At 46.4% G+C, this 18,161-nt stretch carries 16 protein-coding genes; 11 read left to right on the top strand and 5 right to left on the bottom strand.

What is annotated here, in order from left to right; translation table 11 throughout:
- Positions 1-32 precede the first annotated feature (32 nt).
- Positions 33-752, top strand: coding sequence for an osmolarity response regulator transcription factor OmpR (gene ompR / locus EL341_RS00930; RefSeq protein WP_047779639.1), 720 nt, complete (start codon positions 33-35; stop codon positions 750-752).
- The gene (gene envZ, locus EL341_RS00935; protein ID WP_074824166.1) at positions 749-2,083 is read left to right on the top strand and encodes a two-component system sensor histidine kinase EnvZ; all 1,335 of its coding nucleotides are present in this window, start codon (positions 749-751) and stop codon (positions 2,081-2,083) included. The genes ompR and envZ overlap by 4 nt, the downstream gene beginning before the upstream one ends.
- 82 nt (positions 2,084-2,165) lie before the next feature.
- Here envZ and pckA read toward each other — a convergent pair whose 3' ends face one another.
- The 4 genes from pckA to EL341_RS00955 form a co-directional block, all read right to left on the bottom strand.
- A complete protein-coding gene (gene pckA / locus EL341_RS00940) occupies positions 2,166-3,800 on the bottom strand; it encodes a phosphoenolpyruvate carboxykinase (ATP) (protein ID WP_074824169.1) in 1,635 nt (544 codons plus the stop codon).
- A 219-nt stretch (positions 3,801-4,019) separates the two neighbouring features.
- Positions 4,020-4,904: an Hsp33 family molecular chaperone HslO gene (hslO, locus tag EL341_RS00945; RefSeq protein WP_126466806.1), complete on the bottom strand. Its 885-nt coding sequence runs from the start codon at positions 4,902-4,904 to the stop codon at positions 4,020-4,022.
- Positions 4,905-4,960: 56 nt separating this feature from the next.
- Positions 4,961-5,365: a ribosome-associated heat shock protein Hsp15 gene (hslR, locus tag EL341_RS00950; protein ID WP_047779643.1), complete on the bottom strand. Its 405-nt coding sequence runs from the start codon at positions 5,363-5,365 to the stop codon at positions 4,961-4,963.
- A 170-nt stretch (positions 5,366-5,535) separates the two neighbouring features.
- Positions 5,536-7,707 carry an IgaA/UmoB family intracellular growth attenuator gene (locus tag EL341_RS00955; RefSeq protein ID WP_074824173.1) on the bottom strand — a complete coding sequence of 724 codons (2,172 nt, stop codon included), beginning with the start codon at positions 7,705-7,707 and terminating at the stop codon, positions 5,536-5,538.
- Positions 7,708-8,025: 318 nt separating this feature from the next.
- Here EL341_RS00955 and nudE point away from each other — a divergent pair, with 318 nt between their 5' ends.
- Positions 8,026-8,592, top strand: coding sequence for an ADP compounds hydrolase NudE (gene nudE, locus EL341_RS00960; protein ID WP_047779645.1), 567 nt, complete (start codon positions 8,026-8,028; stop codon positions 8,590-8,592).
- Between the two features lie 61 nt (positions 8,593-8,653).
- Here the strand turns inward: nudE and EL341_RS00965 are convergent, their stop codons facing one another.
- Complete coding sequence (locus tag EL341_RS00965) at positions 8,654-11,254, bottom strand: PBP1A family penicillin-binding protein (RefSeq protein ID WP_074824177.1); 2,601 nt, start codon at positions 11,252-11,254, stop codon at positions 8,654-8,656.
- A 125-nt stretch (positions 11,255-11,379) separates the two neighbouring features.
- Between EL341_RS00965 and pilM the strand changes: the two genes are divergently transcribed.
- From pilM to EL341_RS01005, 8 genes are all read left to right on the top strand, one after another.
- Entirely contained in the window at positions 11,380-12,243 is an 864-nt protein-coding gene (pilM, locus tag EL341_RS00970; RefSeq protein WP_074824179.1) for a pilus assembly protein PilM, read from the top strand.
- Positions 12,243-12,779 (top strand): PilN domain-containing protein, encoded by a 537-nt coding sequence (locus EL341_RS00975; RefSeq protein ID WP_047779648.1) that lies wholly within the window; start codon positions 12,243-12,245, stop codon positions 12,777-12,779. Before pilM ends, EL341_RS00975 begins: the two co-directional genes overlap by 1 nt.
- On the top strand, positions 12,776-13,348 hold the full coding sequence (locus EL341_RS00980) for a hypothetical protein (RefSeq protein WP_074824182.1): 573 nt from the start codon (positions 12,776-12,778) through the stop codon (positions 13,346-13,348). Before EL341_RS00975 ends, EL341_RS00980 begins: the two co-directional genes overlap by 4 nt.
- A complete protein-coding gene (locus tag EL341_RS00985; protein WP_074824185.1) occupies positions 13,345-13,731 on the top strand; it encodes a hypothetical protein in 387 nt (128 codons plus the stop codon). The genes EL341_RS00980 and EL341_RS00985 overlap by 4 nt, the downstream gene beginning before the upstream one ends.
- The gene (gene hofQ / locus EL341_RS00990) at positions 13,731-15,050 is read left to right on the top strand and encodes a DNA uptake porin HofQ (RefSeq protein ID WP_083399701.1); all 1,320 of its coding nucleotides are present in this window, start codon (positions 13,731-13,733) and stop codon (positions 15,048-15,050) included. Before EL341_RS00985 ends, hofQ begins: the two co-directional genes overlap by 1 nt.
- A 369-nt stretch (positions 15,051-15,419) precedes the next feature.
- Positions 15,420-15,938: a shikimate kinase AroK gene (gene aroK, locus EL341_RS00995; protein WP_047779651.1), complete on the top strand. Its 519-nt coding sequence runs from the start codon at positions 15,420-15,422 to the stop codon at positions 15,936-15,938.
- 57 nt (positions 15,939-15,995) lie between these two features.
- Positions 15,996-17,081, top strand: coding sequence for a 3-dehydroquinate synthase (gene aroB / locus EL341_RS01000; RefSeq protein ID WP_074824188.1), 1,086 nt, complete (start codon positions 15,996-15,998; stop codon positions 17,079-17,081).
- 75 nt (positions 17,082-17,156) lie between these two features.
- Positions 17,157-18,137, top strand: coding sequence for an SPOR domain-containing protein (locus EL341_RS01005; RefSeq protein WP_074824191.1), 981 nt, complete (start codon positions 17,157-17,159; stop codon positions 18,135-18,137).
- Positions 18,138-18,161 lie beyond the last annotated feature (24 nt).

Raw genomic sequence — 18,161 nt, forward strand, 5'->3', positions numbered from 1 at the left:
GATATTAAGCAAAAAACCTTTGGAGCGAAATCATGCAAGAGAACCATAAGATTCTGGTTGTTGATGACGATATGCGTTTACGCGGTCTGTTAGAACGTTATCTGACTGAGCAAGGCTTTCAGGTTCGTGGTGTAGCCAATGCAGAGCAGATGGATCGGCTATTAACTCGAGAATCTTTTCACTTAATGGTGCTTGATCTCATGCTTCCCGGTGAAGATGGTCTGTCGATCTGCCGCCGTTTGCGGAGTCAGAGTAATCCAATACCGATTATTATGGTGACGGCCAAAGGTGAAGAGGTCGACCGTATTGTTGGTCTGGAAATTGGTGCGGATGACTATATTCCCAAGCCTTTTAATCCTCGCGAACTGCTGGCGCGTATTCGCGCGGTACTGCGCCGTCAGGCAAATGAATTGCCGGGAGCCCCTTCTCAAGAAGAAGCGGTTATCGTATTCAGCAAATTCAAGTTGAATTTAGGCACCCGCGAAATGTTTAAAGATGATGAGCCAATGCCGCTGACCAGCGGTGAGTTTGCGGTGCTTAAAGCATTAGTCAGTCATCCACGAGAGCCGCTTTCACGGGATAAACTGATGAATTTGGCGCGTGGGCGCGAATACAGCGCGATGGAACGCTCGATTGATGTGCAGATTTCTCGCTTGCGTCGGATGGTCGAAGAGGATGCTGCGCATCCCCGTTATATCCAGACTGTGTGGGGTCTTGGTTACGTATTTGTGCCGGACGGTAGTGCTGCATGAGTTTATGGAGGTTTCCGCCAAGGAGCTCGGTCGCACGGACTTTATTACTGATAGTGTCGTTACTGTTCATTAGTTTAGTAACGACCTACTTTGTTGTGCTGAACTTTGCTATTTTGCCGAGTATTCAGCAGTTTAACAAAGTATTGGCCTATGAAGTTCGTATGCTAATGACAGACCGGTTAAAGCTTGAAGATGGAAGCTATCTGGAAATACCTCCCCAGTTTCAACAGGAAATGTATCGGGAATTGGGGATCTCTCTGCATACCAACGCGTCCGCTGAAGAGAGCGGATTACGTTGGTCACAGCCTTATGACTTTCTCAGTAAGCAGATGGAACAGCAGCTTGGTGGCCCCACTGAGGTGCGTATTCAGTTGGGTAATCATTCTCCGGTTGTTTGGTTAAAGACCGATCTTTCCCCGAAAATTTGGGTTAGAGTGCCGTTGACTGAAATCCGGCAGGGAGAGTTTGCACCGCTATTTCGCTATACCTTGGCAATTATTCTGATGGTTATCGGTGGCGCTTGGTTGTTTATCCGTATCCAGAATCGTCCGCTCGCCGATCTTGAACATGCTGCACAGCAAGTAGGGATGGGAATGACGCCGCCGCCACTGCGTGAATATGGCGCATCAGAGGTACGTTCAGTTACTCGCGCATTTAATCGGATGACGTCCGGGGTTAAACAACTGGATAACGACCGTACCTTATTAATGGCTGGCGTTAGCCATGATTTACGTACTCCTCTGACCCGTATTCGTTTAGCAACGGAGATGATGGGGGAAAGGGATGAGTATCTGGCAGAATCGATTAATAAAGATATTGAAGAATGTAACGCGATTATTGAGCAGTTTATCGATTATCTGCGCACCGGTCAGGAGCAGCGTACTGAGCCCGGCGATGTGAATAGTATTCTGGCGGAAGTGGTGTCTGCCAGCGGTCTTGAGCAGGAAATAGAGACTCATTTATATTCAGGTGAATTGATGGCGAATATCCATCCGCTCTCAATTAAACGTGCGGTAGTTAACTTAATCGTCAATGCTGCGCGTTATGGCAAAGGGTGGATAAAAATTAGCAGTGGCCGGGAGCATGGCCGAGTTTGGTTTCAGGTAGAGGACGATGGCCCCGGTATTCCTGAAGATCAGTTGGAAGCCTTATTTCAACCTTTTGTACGTGGTGATAGTGCCCGCAGCATCAGTGGAACTGGCTTAGGTTTATCAATTTTACGACGAATTATTGATAGCCATGACGGAGAGATTCTGATGGGAAACAGCGGTAAGGGCGGGCTAAGCGTGAAAGTTTATTTGACGGAGTGTAAAGAGAACGATTTGAAATAGCGTTGTGATAAGGCTATTTCATATTGAGTTTACGGTTCGGTGATAAGAAAGGCGCCCTAGGGCGCCTTTTTATATTTTATATTTAAACTGCTTTTTCTGTGCACTTCGGTCCCACAGCAACTAACGCGGCACCGGCTGGCGTATCGGTATATTTATCGAAGTTGTCGATAAACAGATTCGCCAGTTTTTCAGCTTTGCCTTCCCATTCGCTTTCCGTGGCGTATGTGGCGCGTGGATCGAGGATATCAGGATTCACTCCCGGCAAGGCAGTTGGCACGGCTAAATCAAAGATTGGTAGTTGGAAGGTCTCCGCCTTTTCAATTTCACCGCTTAGGATAGAATCGATAATGGCGCGGGTATCTTTAATTGAGATTCGCTTACCGGTGCCATTCCATCCTGTATTCACCAAGTAGGCATGTGCGCCAGAGGCTTTCATTCGTTTTACCAGAACTTCAGCGTACTGAGTTGGGTGCAGCGACAGGAAAGCGGCACCGAAGCAGGCCGAGAAGGTTGGTGTGGGTTCAGTGATACCACGCTCGGTACCTGCCAGTTTTGCGGTAAAGCCAGACAGGAAATGATACTGAGTTTGGTCTGGCGTTAATTTAGAAACCGGAGGTAAAACCCCAAAGGCATCGGCAGTCAGGAAGATAACTTTCTGTGCATGCCCAGCTTTTGATACCGGCTTCACAATATTCTGGATATGGTAAATAGGGTACGAAACTCGGGTGTTCTCAGTTTTGGAACCATCATCGAAATCTACACTGCCGTCTGAACGTACTGTGACGTTTTCCAACAGCGCATCACGCTTAATCGCATTATAGATATCGGGCTCAGCTTCTTTCGAGAGCTTGATGGTTTTGGCGTAGCAGCCACCTTCAAAGTTAAAGACGCCATCATTATCCCAGCCGTGTTCGTCATCGCCAATCAACTGACGCTTAGGATCGGTTGAGAGCGTGGTTTTACCGGTGCCTGACAGGCCAAAGAATATGGCGACGTCACCTTTATCGCCTACGTTAGCTGAACAGTGCATGGAAGCGATGCCTTTCAGCGGCAGCAGGTAGTTCATAATGGAGAACATCCCTTTTTTCATTTCACCGCCGTACCAGGTACCACCAATCAACTGAATACGTTCGGTCAGGTTAAAGGCAACAAAGTTCTCTGAATTTAACCCCTGCGCTTTCCAGTTAGGGTTAATGCACTTGGCACCGTTCATCACGATAAAGTCAGGCTTAAAATTTTGTAGCTCTTCATCGGATGGGCGGATAAACATATTTTTAACAAAGTGGGCTTGCCATGCCACTTCGGTAATAAAGCGTACGCTGAGGCGAGTGTCCGGGTTGGCACCGCAATAGGCATCCACAATAAATAGGCGTTTTCCCGACAGTTGGCTACCTACTAATTTTTTCAGATCGGCCCAAACGGCCTGAGTGATAGGCTTATTGTCGTTTTTACCTTTGCCTTGATCGGCCCACCAAACGGTATCGCGGCTGGTGTCATCACGAACAATATACTTATCTTTTGGTGAGCGGCCTGTAAAAATACCAGTATCGACGGCAATGGCACCTAAATCAGTTACGGTACCCTTTTCGTATCCTTGTAGATCGGAACGTGTTTCTTCTTTGTACAGGTAATCATAGCTCGGGTTGTACACGATCTCAGTGACGTCTTGAATACCGTAGGCAGACAGGTCTTGGGGTGTGATACGGTTTGTGCTCATAATTTTTCCTTAAAAAGATGGATACTGCTAGATATTGTAAAGGCTTCCCCAACGGTGACTGAGATGACTATCAAGGATCGGTATATTGTTCTAAATTTTGCCGCAAGATGCGATCAAGGTCGCTGTGATTTGAGAAGTGAAACGATTAAAGAAGGGTAAATAGCAGGAAATAGAGACTGAAATCCCGAGAATGTGCAACATTCTCGGGAGGTATATTCATTAATGGTGGTTATTGCTTTCCATATTGGTGCCACCATTTAAGCGTAAGGATTCAATATCCATTTTTTCAAAAATGTAATGACTACCACAATAATCACAATGCATATCGATATGGCCTTCTTCCGTCAGCAGTGCATCAATTTCTTCCGGAGAAATGGTAATCAGAGCCTGCGCACAGCGCTCTCTAGAGCAAGTGCAGTGGAAGCTGACTTTCTGGCCTTCAAATAGCGTGACATCTTCTTCGTGATACAAGCGGTAAAGAATGTCTTCAACGTTAAGGCTAAATAATTCTTCGGCCTTAATGGTTTCCGTTAACATCGCCAGGTGCTCATATTCACTATCGTTGCCTTTATGGGCTGGCAGAACTTGTAACAGAATTCCCGCCGCGGCTGCTTTTCCCTGATGAGCGCCGGTTTTGATAAACAGACGAGTTGGTAACTGTTCAGACTGGCGGAAATAGGCTTCAATGCATTCGGATACCGTTTCACCTTCCAAACCAACCACTCCCTGATAACGCTCACCTTCTTTAGGCATAATGGTGATCACCAGATAGCCGTTGCCGAGCATTTGTTTTAGGGTCGCGTTATCATCAACTTCTGCTTGCAGGCGCGCTACACCACGCATCTGTTGCTGGTTATTGCCATTAATCACTGCTAGTTTTACCGGGCCATCGCCCTGCAGTTGAACGGTAATATCGCCATCAAATTTTAGCGTTGCGGTTAATAAACTGGTGGCAACCAGCATTTCTCCCAATAGGCGCTGAACGGCGACGGGATAGTCGTGATTTTCCAGAATATGATCGTAAGTCTCATTGAGGGTCACTAACTCACCACGCACATCATGCTTTTCAAATAGATAGCGGTATAACAGATCTGAATTTGACATTGATTTTCTCTCGTTAGAACGATGACTTGTAGGCTGGAATACCATAATTCTGGCTGTTATTCATCGTTGCTATATTTAAATTTTATCAGGTTACGGCGTTCTTTCTTATCCGGACGACGATCCGGATGCGGCATTGTTAATGCATTCAGCTTACGGGCCTGTGCGACGCTTTCCCGCTTGATGACGCTTTCTGTGGTTTCCAGATAAAGCTGTTGGGCTTCGTTGGCGCCTCGGCGCTGAATGCTTAAGGCTTCGACAGTAATCGTCTTTTCATCATTTCCCTGGCGTAAACGGATCTCCGCACCGATTTCAACTAGTTTACTGGGCTTGGCTCGCTGGCCGTTATAATGAACTTTACCACCGTCAACCATTTCGCGGGCTAGGGCTCTGGTTTTATAAAAACGAGCGGCCCAGAGCCATTTATCCAGCCTGATTCCCTGATCTTCGGGTTGCTTTGCCATCACAGATTCTCCTGAGTGGCTCCGGTGATGATTGCAGTATCCGATCGACAATACCGTAATAATTCGGGAGCATGAAACGGGGATGAAAATTTACCGATACTTAAACATATGGGCGAAACCCAGTAAATCAAGGTGTCTCGCCTAATCGATAGCATCTGTTAATGTTAGGGCTAACTCTGCTGTACTTTGAGCCTTAGGCTTTTGGCAAAGCACCGGTCATAGTAGTCCTGTATTTTGGAAATGCGATGGGCGTTTTTACGCATTCTGATAATCAGCAATAGCAGGTTATACAGCAGGCTGGCCAGCATAATAACGAATAGCAGACTGGCACCCAGATAACGCCAGAAAGAGATAATGTTGGACTCGCTATGCAGAGAAATTTTAGTGGTTCCATTCTCTATGGGCGTCACTTCAAGCACAATGCCGCTGGTGCTGAATTGAGTATCCAGTAGCTTATTTGACAGGCGTTGAAGCTCAAACCACTGCTTAATTGCGGTATTATCATAGAGCGTATCCAGTGGGATCGTAGGATGAGTGAGTTCCTGAATTTCACTGTTGTCGACCATCTGTTTTTCATCGTCATCATTGCGGATATAGAATCCACCCTTAGGCTTAATGTATAAAGCCTGTGCAGCCTGATGCGTTTGACTGTAGAAGAATGATGAGACAATTGAGTTAACCTGAGAACGTAATGTATCAGCAGCCACCGGACGTAGAAAAACATCGGTATCTTTCGTGGCATGAACCTGTGATTTCGCCACCAGATCATCCCAGTCTTTCTCATTACTGAGAATCATCAGGGAGTTTTTTAACCGTCGACAATCCCCCGGGTCCTTACATAGATTCTCTGTTTTCAATACGATATCTGAAAAGTCAGGAACCAGTGTCATACCCGCCCGTTCAGCCGTTCTGGCCAACTCTGGATTATTTTTGACCGCCTGATTGTTCATCGGATTGAGCTGATAGTTCATGGTATTCAGCAACGCTATCCCATTATCAATCACTTCTGAAGGCGGTAGAGAGGGCAAGTTGGTCACACCCCAATACATTTCAGTACAGTCGAATGGCATAAATGGGTAGTCAATATCACTGCGGTATATGGTTGGGATACTACACATGCCCATACCCCGTACCGTTAAGTGATCGCCCACTTTAATTTTGGCGCGCTTTAGCTGCTCTGGCGAAGTCACATTGATATTGGATGAACCGTGTAGCCAAGCTTTAGTTAGCTCAAGGGGTAGTTTAAGCGGAATGAATGAGATAATTAGCGTAACAACCAATAGGGAAGAGAGCGCCAGTACCAGATTCTTACCCCAGTGATGTAGTGGAAAGTTAACGGACTCATTATGCAGGGAGAGGAATTTGCCCTGTTTCACCACATAGCGATTTAAGTAGATATCGATATTGGTTTTATGATCAAGATCGTAGCCAACATAAGGTTGCCAGTGAGGAGGATAGATAAGGTCGATAGTTCCAACTGAGATATTGGTCAATTGCCCATTATCAGATTCGCCAAATAACCCCCAGCGTTTAGGCACACCGCGTAAACAATGAATATTGTACTGAGTTTTCTTGGGGTCGGGTCTGAGCATACGCCAGATACCAAAACCTAGCAGCAATCCCCCCAAAATAACGAACCAAGGCAGGAGTTCCGCGGAGCTCACTAAACTGAAGAAAAAGATGGCATAAGATGCCGATATAATAAGTGACTCATATAATTTTTTCTTCGGCTTTAAATTGTACTCTGCCGTTGTTTCTTTTCTTAGACGTATGAGCTCAACATTGTCGTCGTTTTCTTGAGACTCTGTTTGAGCCGGCTGACTATCGACGAATTGATGTGGACGTTTAGACAAGACAAATTCGGTAAGTTTATGGCCGTTTAACTCAACAACTAATGGTATGGTCTGAGTTTTGACCACATCGACCTGATTGATATCGCTCAGGTATTCAATCCATTCTGCTTCGAGGTAAACCTCTATTCCGTCAATATAGTAACGCTGAACGTTAGTATTATCAGGAGAATTCAAAGTAATAATGGCTGACTGGAATGAATAAACGTTATCACTATAAGGAGTGAGGGATGATTTAATCGAGGTGTTGGATGATTGATCAACTTCTTTATGCTGTTTTTCCAGCAGTTCTAAATATTCGTTAATCGCTAGCGTTTCTTCAGTCGATAATTTGCGGGTGCTGTTATGAACAAAAGGCAGGTGATTTTCCAAAGAAGCGTTGTTTTTTTTGCGATGACGGATTATCCATAGAGCCAATCCCACGCCAGCTAGCGCGATAAAAATGATAAGTAGTAATATGGTTAATACACTTACATCATCATTACTTAACATGTAATACTCTCATCGATGAGCCAGATTTCTCTATAATTCATTGATATTAAATAATTTTAATTGATCGTCAGTTAGGGGGTGTTTTATCTGGTGATTCCAATATAGCCTGCTCTATCATATATTTTGTGGCAGTCAGTATCAAAATTCAGATGTAAATATTTGCTTATAGTAAAGTAATAAGGGTTAGAATACTAAATTAGTAAGATGAATTTTGCATTATTTCACTGTTATTTCATCACCAGTCTTCAACATATTGGTTAAATATCGGCATCCAGAGACCGGCAACATTACCGGGATTATCCATCTGAGGTCTCATTAATGAGTAAAGCGCAGCAAAAACCTAAAATATTAAACGTTAAGACGGTCGCAAGTTCGCGGATGTTTCGTATTCAGTCGGTTGATTTAACCTTTAGTAACGGTGAGAGTAGGGTTTATGAACGTTTGCTGCCAGAAGGGCGTCAGGCGGTGATGATTGTGCCAGTGATCAATGATGATATTTTATTGATTCGCGAATATGCGGTGGCCATTGAGGATTATGAGCTCGGTTTTCCCAAAGGCTTGGTCGAGCAGGATGAAGATATTCTGGTGGCGGCAAATCGTGAATTAATGGAAGAGATTGGTTACGGAGCCAGAAAACTCACGGTATTGTCTCAGTTAACTCTGGCACCAAGTTACTTTGCCAGCACCATGACCATTGTGTTGGCCGAAGACCTGTATATTAATAAATTGGAAGGGGATGAGCCTGAACCTTTAACGCTAGTCGCCTGGCCTCAGGAGAAAATGATGGAGCTACTGGCGGACCCTGATTTTAATGAGGCGCGTAACGTTAGTGCGTTATTTCTTACCAGAGAACACCTGAATCAGAGAGCAGGCTCAGAACTGTAGGTGATTGCTAAGTATAGAATAATCAAAAGGCCGTTCAGTTGAACGGCCTTTTGACGAGTGACTAAAATAGCTCTTGGGTATTACCACCGCTGTCTGTCACGGTTGTTCCTACTTCAGAATAGCCGCGGGAAGTGGGTTCAGTACCTTTAATAAAGTATTCTGAACGACTTCTGCCGCCGCTAGGTAACTGGCCGGTCGACATATCAATGGTGACGCTGATAATGCCTTTAGGCTGAGGCGTTTTCTGTACAGGGATACCTTCGAGAGCCGCTTTCATATAGTCAATCCATGCTGGTTGAGCACTTTGCGCCCCGGCTTCACCACGGCCTAAACCACGACGATGGTCATCGAAACCAATCCAGACTGACGTCACGGTTGCAGGACCGAAACCAGAGAACCAGGCATCTTTTGAGCCGTTGGTTGTGCCGGTTTTACCGCCAATATCATTACGCTTCAGGTCACGAGCTGCTCGCCAGCCGGTACCATTCCAGCCACCGCCCGGTTCACCAGCAATATTACTTTTCAGTGCATCCTGCATCAGGAATGCTAGCTCGGAACTAATCACGTGTGGTGCGTAAGGAGACTCATCCGGGGTTTTGGTTGAGTCAACTTTTTCCAGATTAGGGACTGGCGTGATGTTATTCAGGGCATTTTCTGTTAATGGATCCACTTCATCATTGCCGTCTTCAGGAGCTTCAGTATGAGTTTCTGTGGTCGCGGCGGCCGTTGTAGAGGCCTCTTTTTGCCCACTGAGATCAATGGTATTGCTGATAAATGCCTGAGATTTCTCGGTAACGCCATAAACCACCGGCAGATCGCACTCAAAACCACAGGCTACTTTAGGCTTGGCTTCGAATATCACTTTTCCATCATCGGTTTCTATCTTTTTAATAAAGTAAGGATCGATAAGGTAGCCGCCATTAGCAAATACCGCATAGCCACGAGCAATCTGCATTGGTGTAAAGGATGCCGCACCCAATGCCAGTGATTCAGTCCGTGAGATGTTTTGAGCCGGGAAGCCGAAACGTTGCAGATAGTCAGCGGCATAATCCACGCCCATAGCGCGCATAGCACGGACAATCATCACGTTTTTCGATAGGCCTAAACCGACGCGCAGACGTAATGGGCCGTCATAACGTGGCGGAGAGTTTTTGGGTGACCAAATCTTGCCGCCACCAACGCTCATACTAATTGGTAAGTCGGTTAACAGGGTAGAAAGCGTCATACCGCGGTCGAGCGCAGCGGCATAAACGAAGGGTTTAATATTGGAACCCGCCTGACGAACTGATTGGGTGGCTCGGTTAAATTTGCTCTGATTAAAATCAAAACCACCGACCAGCGCTTTCACCGCTCCGTCATGAGGATCCAGTGAAATCAATGCGGAGTTGACGCTCGGTACCTGTGACAGCACCCAGTTTTCACCACTTTTACGTAACCAGATTTGTTGGCCGCTTAAAACCACATCAGTGACTTTTCTTGGGCTAGCGCCCATCGCGCGATCGTTGATGAATGGTCGAGCCCAGCGCATGGCAGAGAAAGGTAACGTTACTACCTCTCCGTTAGCTAACATCACTGTCGCCTGTTGAGCCTCTGTCTGCGTTACAACGGCGGGAACCAAAGGCCCATAAGGGATAATGGTTTTCAGCGAGGTAATAATTTGCTTTTTATCCCATGCCGGCTCGCCATTTTTCCATAGCACGCTGGCCGGACCGCGATAGCCATGACGGACATCATACTGAATGATGTTATTACGCACCGCATCACTTGCCGCGGTCTGTAATGTTTTGGTCACGGTAGTATAAACTTTATAGCCGTCGGTGTAGGCATTTTCATCGAACAGTTCCATCATCTCCTGGCGTACCATCTCTGCCAGATAAGGCGCCGAGAAGTCCATTTCAGGTTCATGATAGTTAGCGACCAGAGGCGCTTGCTTGGCTTCCATATACTCTTGTTGAGTAATGTATTTCTCTTCCAACATGCGGAACAGAACGGTATTGCGGCGGGTAAGGGCGCGATCCGGATAGTTGATCGGGTTATAGCTTGATGGCGCCTTTGGTAGTCCGGCAATCACTGCCATTTCACTTAATGTCAGTTGGCTGACGTCTTTGCCAAAGTAAACATGCGCCGCAGCACCGACACCATAGGCTCGTGAACCTAAATAAATTTTATTCAGATAAAGTTCAAGAATTTCATCTTTGGTTAATGAGCGCTCAATACGTATGGCCAGAAAAGCTTCTTTGGCTTTACGGATCACCGTTTTTTCCGGGCTCAGGAAGAAGTTTCTCGCTAGCTGCTGGGTGATGGTACTCGCCCCTTGTTGTGCAGAACCTGCGCCAACGGCAACCACCACAGCACGGGCAATACCGATAGGATCGAGACCATGATGCTCATAGAAACGGCTGTCTTCCGTGGCCAAAAACGCATGAATAAATTGAGGCGGTATTTGGTCTAGCGTCAGTGGGATACGGCGTTTTTCACCGAACTGAGCAATCAAGTCGCCCTCAGCGCTGAATACCTGCATTGGCGTTTGTAGGCGAACCTCTTTTAGCGTTGAGACATCCGGCAATTCGGGCTCAAGATATTTATAGAGGCCAAAAACCGCGCCAATTCCCAAAAAAAAGCAACAGATTGCAATGATGAAAAAATACTTTACGAACTTCACCTGATAATTCCCATGACACGGACATTGAGTGGTTTATAAACAATCGGCGGATAGTATAAAGCCAACATAGCTTAATGGATACGTTCTTTTATAGAAGGAACGCATAAAAGGGGGTTTTGCAAGATATGCAAGTCTGGCAGGTGGGGTTAGATATTCAGGAAAATGGTTTTTATTCGCTGGCGGTACAGCGGCAGCGCTATGGTTGGCAACTACGTCACTGGGGTTATCAGCCGATAGCCACTGTCCAGAATCAAGGGGCGTCGTCGGTAATACCGCAGCAGGTTATCTCTGCGTTAAAACAATGGCGGCAAAAATTACCCAAGCGAGTTTCCGTGCGGATGGCTCTGCCAGCAGGCTCAATCTTACAGCAATCCATTCCTATGCCAGCACCGCCCCTGTCTCTTCAGGAGCAGTCGTGGCTGGTAGACGCCTCACTGAATAAGCTCTTTCCTTTAGCGGCTAAAGAACTGGCGATTGATTATCGCGTGTTGGATTACCCAGAGAGTGCTGGCCGTGTGAATCAATCAATTGTGGTTAGCGCAGCGCGGCGTTCTGAGGTTGACGGATGGTTGCAGGCGTTAGCGGAGGCAGATATTTTTCCGGAGATTATTGATACAGCTCCCTGTGTATTGCGTTCGATGGCCCAGCTTGCTGGCGTCGCGGATAATAGCCTGTTATTTCATCAGCTCCCCCGACAGTTTTTGCTGGTTTCTCCATTGGAGCATGCCTTTCTATATCGGTTAATGCCGAATGAATTGATGACGTGTGCTGAGCGTATCGAAAGTGCCCGACAGCTCTATTTGCTGGCTGGTGGAGAAAGGGTACAGCAGGTTTGTTACAGCGGGGTGGATGATGGCGAGGGACTACCGCCGAGTGTTGATTATTGGTCACCTTTGGTCGCTATCCGACAGATGTCACCGCCTTTACCCGACACTCCACATCAGTGGGTTCTGGCCTGTGGCCTCGCTTTACGGCAGGAGGATCTCTGATGCTTCAGGTTAATTTTCTCCCATGGCGAGAACGGCGGCAAAAGAGGGCGCTACAGCATTTTGTATGGCTAGTCATACTCTATTTAGTCCTCATTTTGTTGGGATTATGGGGGACATATTTTAGCCTTGCCCGTCAAAACCAACGATTATCTGAACAGTTAGTGACCATCCGTGACGCGAATGACGCCATACAGCAGGAGATAAGGCATATTCAGCAGCTTCAAGCTCAGGTTGCCATCCGGGATCAATCTCAACGTGATATTGCTCGAATTCGGCAATCGGGAAAGAATATTCAAGCGCTGTTTCCCAATCTTGAGCGCTCATTATCACCATCTCTATGGCTGAAACTTATCACTATTCAGCAGGGCAGATTAGTGATTGAGGGGCAGGGGCGAGGATATCAAACCATCGTGGATTTTTATCAAAAGATGGCGATCTCGCCTTTAATCTCTGAGCTTCTCTTGGCTAATGTTTCTGCGATAGGAGTGGAATTGTACGCTTTTAGGCTGAGCGCAGACTGGGTTGAAGCCAAATGATGGTGAACGATCTGGATATCGACTGGCGCAGGATTGTTACCGCTCCTCGATGGTTACGCCATGCTCTTGCTATGTTAATTAGTGCGATACCTGCCGTGGTGTGTGGGTATTGGGTGATGCTACCAGCAGTCGACACCGGTGAACTATTACATCAGAAATTGGCGGTGGAAAAACAATTTTATCAAACTTATCAACAGCAAAGGATGGCATTACCTGAGTCAGAACGGGTGAGTAATCAGTTACGGCAACTGGAGGCCGAATTACATCAGTACCACAATTTCAATGCGGTTACCGCTGAATTTGTCCGCTATGTTACCGATTTTATTTATCTTTCTGGTTGCCAATTGCTGGATATCAAAAGGCTGCTTGCGGTAAAGGAAGAGGGATTTACCGTTTTTCGTTGGCAGCTGAAAATTCAGGCTGGCTATTTTCAATTTATAGATTTTATTCACTTGGTTAATGACAGCGTCCAAATCATCACTATTAATGAGCTGACGATGGAGGGAAGCTCATTATTGACGCTTAATATGACCGTTAGCCTGTATCAATTAAATCGGGAACCATCATGAAGATTGGCTCCGTTATGATGGCTTTGTTGTGCGTAGTCGCATTGATCAGTATTGAGGATAGTCTCGCGGATGATGATTTATCCCGACGAGATCCGTTTCTTTCCCCTGAATCAACAGGATGCCTGAAGGCAATCGACGATGAGGGAAGTATCGTCTTGGGTTGGCAACTACGTGGCGTTATTGGCAGGGCATTGGAGATGAGAGGCTGGATTCAAACGCCAGCCGGAAGCTGGATCAAGGCCATACCCCAGATGGCGCTACCGTTAACTTATTGGCAGTTGGAAAATATTCAGCAGGGGACGGCAACGTTTTCAGTGAATGATTCGGTGGTGGATGCGTGCCGTAATCAGGATGTCATTGAACTTAAGTTGAGGAACAAATAATGGCTTGGCTGCCCTATTTTCGTACTGCCTGTTTGTGTCTCAGCTTACTCTTTATGCCAGTTTTGGCGGTGAGTGCTAAGCCGAATAGCGTTGAGAGTCGGGTTTCACTGGAGTTTCAGGATGCGCCATTGGCTGTGATATTGCAGGCTTTGGCTGACTATCAACAATTAAATCTGGTGGTGATGGACAGCGTACAGGGAAAATTGACGATTCGTCTTGATGATATTCCATGGCAGCAAGCCCTATCAGTGGTTTTAAAAGCGGGCAATCTTGAAATGGAGCGAGAAGGCAGTGTGATGATTGTACTGTCCCGGCAAGAGAGTGAGGTGCGCAGAGAGCAGAATAAACAACAGCAGCAGCAACAGGTCGCTGAAGTTCCATTAACAACATTTCATTATCAGGTTAATTATGCGGATGTGACCGAGCTGGTGAAAATATTAAATGGTCAGCAGGGTAATCTGCTGTCTGAACGCGGGAGCGTCATTGCTGATATTCGTTCAAATTCAGTGATTATCCGCGATCTTGCCGTTGTTATTCCGGCGATTAAATCATTTATTCAGCAAATTGATCGTCTACAACCGCAAGTGCAGTTAACCGCACATATTGTGACCATTGGCGATGAAAGTCTGGAGGAGTTAGGGGTCAGATGGGGCTTAGGGGGCGGGACAGAATCAAGTGGCGGAGGCGTTAACGGCCAACTTAATATTCATTTACCGTTAACTAACCCGGCAGGAATGGTGGGGTTTCAAGTGGCTCGCCTGAATGGCCGTTTGTTAGGACTCGAATTGTCGGCGCTGGAGGCTGAGAATAGCGTAGAGATTATTGCCAGCCCCAGACTGATGACGGCGAATAAGCAAACCGCAAGTATCCGGCAAGGGACTGAGATACCTTATGAGGTCTCCAGCGGTTCCAGCGGAGCAACGTCCATTGAGTTTAAACAGGCCGTTTTAGGACTGGAGGTGACGCCGCGTATTTTTCCCGGTGGTCAGTTAGAGCTGACTCTAAATATCAGCCAAAATATGCCGGGAAAAAGTCTGAAAAAAGGAGATGGTGGCGAGATTCTGACGATTGATACTCAGGAAATTAAAACGCAGGTTTTTGTGTCAGATGGCGAAACTATCGTGTTAGGCGGTATTTTCCAGCAAACCCGGCTTTCTGGAAAAGAGCAGGTTCCGGTACTGGGGCGCATTCCGCTGCTTGGCGGGCTGTTTCAACGGGATTCCCAGAAGCAGAGTAAACGAGAACTGGTTATTTTTATTACGCCAACTATCGTCATATCTCCAGAAAGAATCTCAGCAAATAAAATAGAAAATGGTTAATATCAGAGCGGAACACGATGATTGATAACATAGTTAGTTAAAATTACGCTAATTATTGGGTTATTTGTCGGTAAAACTCGATTGAAATTTGACGAGTAGACTGATTTAGCATACAAGTGTCTATCTGAAACAAGCTAAGTTATGAGGTGCAAGATCAGATTTGAGCGGTGAGAAGAAGTTTTAACCGTCGAAAGCTGATGTACTAAAATTTATTAGGTTGCCAAACTACCTATAGTGTTGAGATAATTTCCAGTCTGATCTCACACATCATGCTTATGAGGTTTCAGGTGAACTCCCGTTGATGTATTGAAAATGAAAACTTACGCAGCGGGTTGTCATTAACGAATTATCTTAGTAATACCAAAAAACATGGCAGATAAACGCAATATCTTTCTGATAGGGCCTATGGGTGCAGGCAAAAGCACAATAGGACGTCAGTTGGCTCAACAGCTTAATATGGAGTTTGTAGACTCCGATCACGAGATTGAACGCCGTACTGGAGCTGATATAGCCTGGGTATTCGACGTAGAAGGCGAAGAAGGTTTTCGCGATCGTGAAGAAAAAGTCATTAATGAACTGACGGAAAAGCAAGGCATTGTCCTGGCAACCGGCGGTGGCTCTGTAAAATCCAAGGAAACCCGCAATCGTTTATCCGCTCGCGGCGTTGTTGTGTACTTAGAAACAACGATTGAAAAGCAATTAGCACGTACGCAGCGCGATAAGAAACGTCCATTATTGCAGGTTGATACCCCGCGTGATGTTCTGGAATCCTTGGCTCAGGAACGTAATCCTCTGTATGAAGAGATCGCGGACGTCACGATCCAGACGGACGATCAAAGTGCTAAAGTTGTTGCAAATCAAATCATTCAGCTGATCGAAGACCGTTAATTTTAAACGCGCTCATTCCGCTTTGAGTCCAATAACAAAATTAAAAAAGGCATGTTAATGGAGAGGGTAACAGTTATTTTAGGAGAGCGTAGCTATCCTATTACTATTGAGGCCGGTTTATTTAATGACCCGGCTTCTTTTCTTCCTCTTCAGTCTGGAGACAAAGCGCTTATTGTTACTAATAGCACTATTGCGCCTCTCTATTTGGATACGGTCGTTAAAAGTCTGGAAAAGCTTGGCGTCAATGTTGATTCTGTTGCTTTGCCCGATGGAGAGCAATATAAAACGCTATCGGTAATGGATACCGTTTTTAGCCGTTTATTGGAAAATAACCATGGGCGAGATACCACCTTAATTGCTCTTGGCGGTGGTGTTATTGGTGACTTGACCGGTTTTTCTGCGGCAAGCTATCAACGTGGCGTTCGTTTTATCCAAGTTCCAACCACACTTCTATCTCAGGTCGATTCTTCCGTTGGTGGTAAAACTGCGGTTAACCACCCTCTCGGTAAGAATATGATTGGCGCGTTTTATCAGCCAGCATCGGTTGTTATCGATCTTAATTGCCTGAAGACGTTACCGAAACGGGAGCTGTCTTCAGGACTGGCTGAAGTGATCAAGTATGGCATTATTCTTGATGCTGACTTGTTTGACTGGCTGGAAGACAATATTGATGCGTTGATGTCGCTGGATGAGAAGGCTATGGGCTATTGTATTCGCCGCTGTTGCGAAATTAAAGCCAGCGTCGTCGCTGCTGATGAACATGAAAATGGCGTTCGCGCTTTGCTGAATCTGGGGCATACCTTCGGTCATGCGATTGAGGCTGAAATGGGTTACGGTAACTGGCTGCACGGTGAAGCCGTCGCTGCCGGCATGGTCATGGCAGCTGAGACCGCTCGTTTACTCGGCTCATTTGAGCAGACAGACGTTGAGCGGATTAAGCGTCTATTGGTCAGGGCAAACCTTCCGGTTCATGGGCCGGAGAGTATGAAGCCTGAAGCATATATCCCCCATATGCTGCGAGATAAAAAGACATTGGCAGGTAAATTACGTTTAGTCCTACCTACTGCAATCGGTCAATCCGAGGTGAAAGGTGGTGTGGCACATGACGTTGTATTGTCAGCGATAGGATGTTGCTTAATATAATCTTTGCGTCTACGGTATCTATATAAGCGTAAGCGTTGTGTTTACTGTATTTCATTGAGTCAAAGGGGTGGGAAAGTGCGAGAAGAAGATCAAGAAAACTTCGAATCTGACGAAATCAGACCTGATATTAGCGATCGAGCGCCCCGCCGTGAGCGCAGTAAACCCCAGCAGAGCCCTATGGTTTCACGCCAGCATATCAAGATTGGTCTTGGTGTTTTGGTACTGTTGCTGTTGATTTTTCTGATCAGCTCGGCTTTGAAGTCACCTGCACCGCAGGATACCGGTCCTCGGGAAGTGAATTTAGGCAATACCTCTGATAATACGTCTCAACCAGCTACACAGACTTCGGGGCAGCAAACTGAGGGCGTAGTAGCGCCGGGTACTGCTCCAACTCAACCGGTTTCTCCTCCACCGGTATCAGGTACCCCAACTCAATCACAACCGTTACCAGAAACGCCAAATCAGCAACGAGTTGAGATCCCCGGTGAGATCACCGATGCGCTTTCTGCGCAACAAGAACAGCTTAACCGCTTGAAAGAGACAGAAATGCCGGGTTCTGCCCCTGCATCGACAACGACTTCAAAGCCAGACAATGAACCAGTGAAGGCACCGGCTCAGGCGACTCAGCCAGCTTCGACGGCTTCACCTAATGCTTCAAATCAGGTCAATCAAGCACCTCATAAAACCTCAACATCATCGGCGACCAGTACACCTAAAGCTAATGAAAGCTCCACGGTTTCAACCGCTAAGGGGTCTACAACGCCGGGTACTACTGCTGCGTTGTCAGCGATACCAGGAAGTCGTGTGACGTTGCAGGTTAGTAGCGCCTCTCGTTCCGATACTTTATTGGCATTTGCCAAGAAAAATGGCATGAAGGACTACTGGGTGTATTCAACTCGTCGCAATGATAAACCTTGGTTTGTTTTAGTAACCGGTAGCTATGCGTCGGCCGCGGAAGCTCGGGCAGCATTATCCGGCATGTCAAATGAAGTACAGGCTAATAAACCATGGGTAAGATCTATGCAACAAGTGCATCAGGATCTGAAACAAAAATAACTAGAGATGTGCAAATGTGCTGCT

It is taken from the genome of Pragia fontium, from assembly GCF_900638655.1.
Taxonomy (GTDB): Bacteria; Pseudomonadota; Gammaproteobacteria; order Enterobacterales; family Enterobacteriaceae; genus Pragia; species Pragia fontium.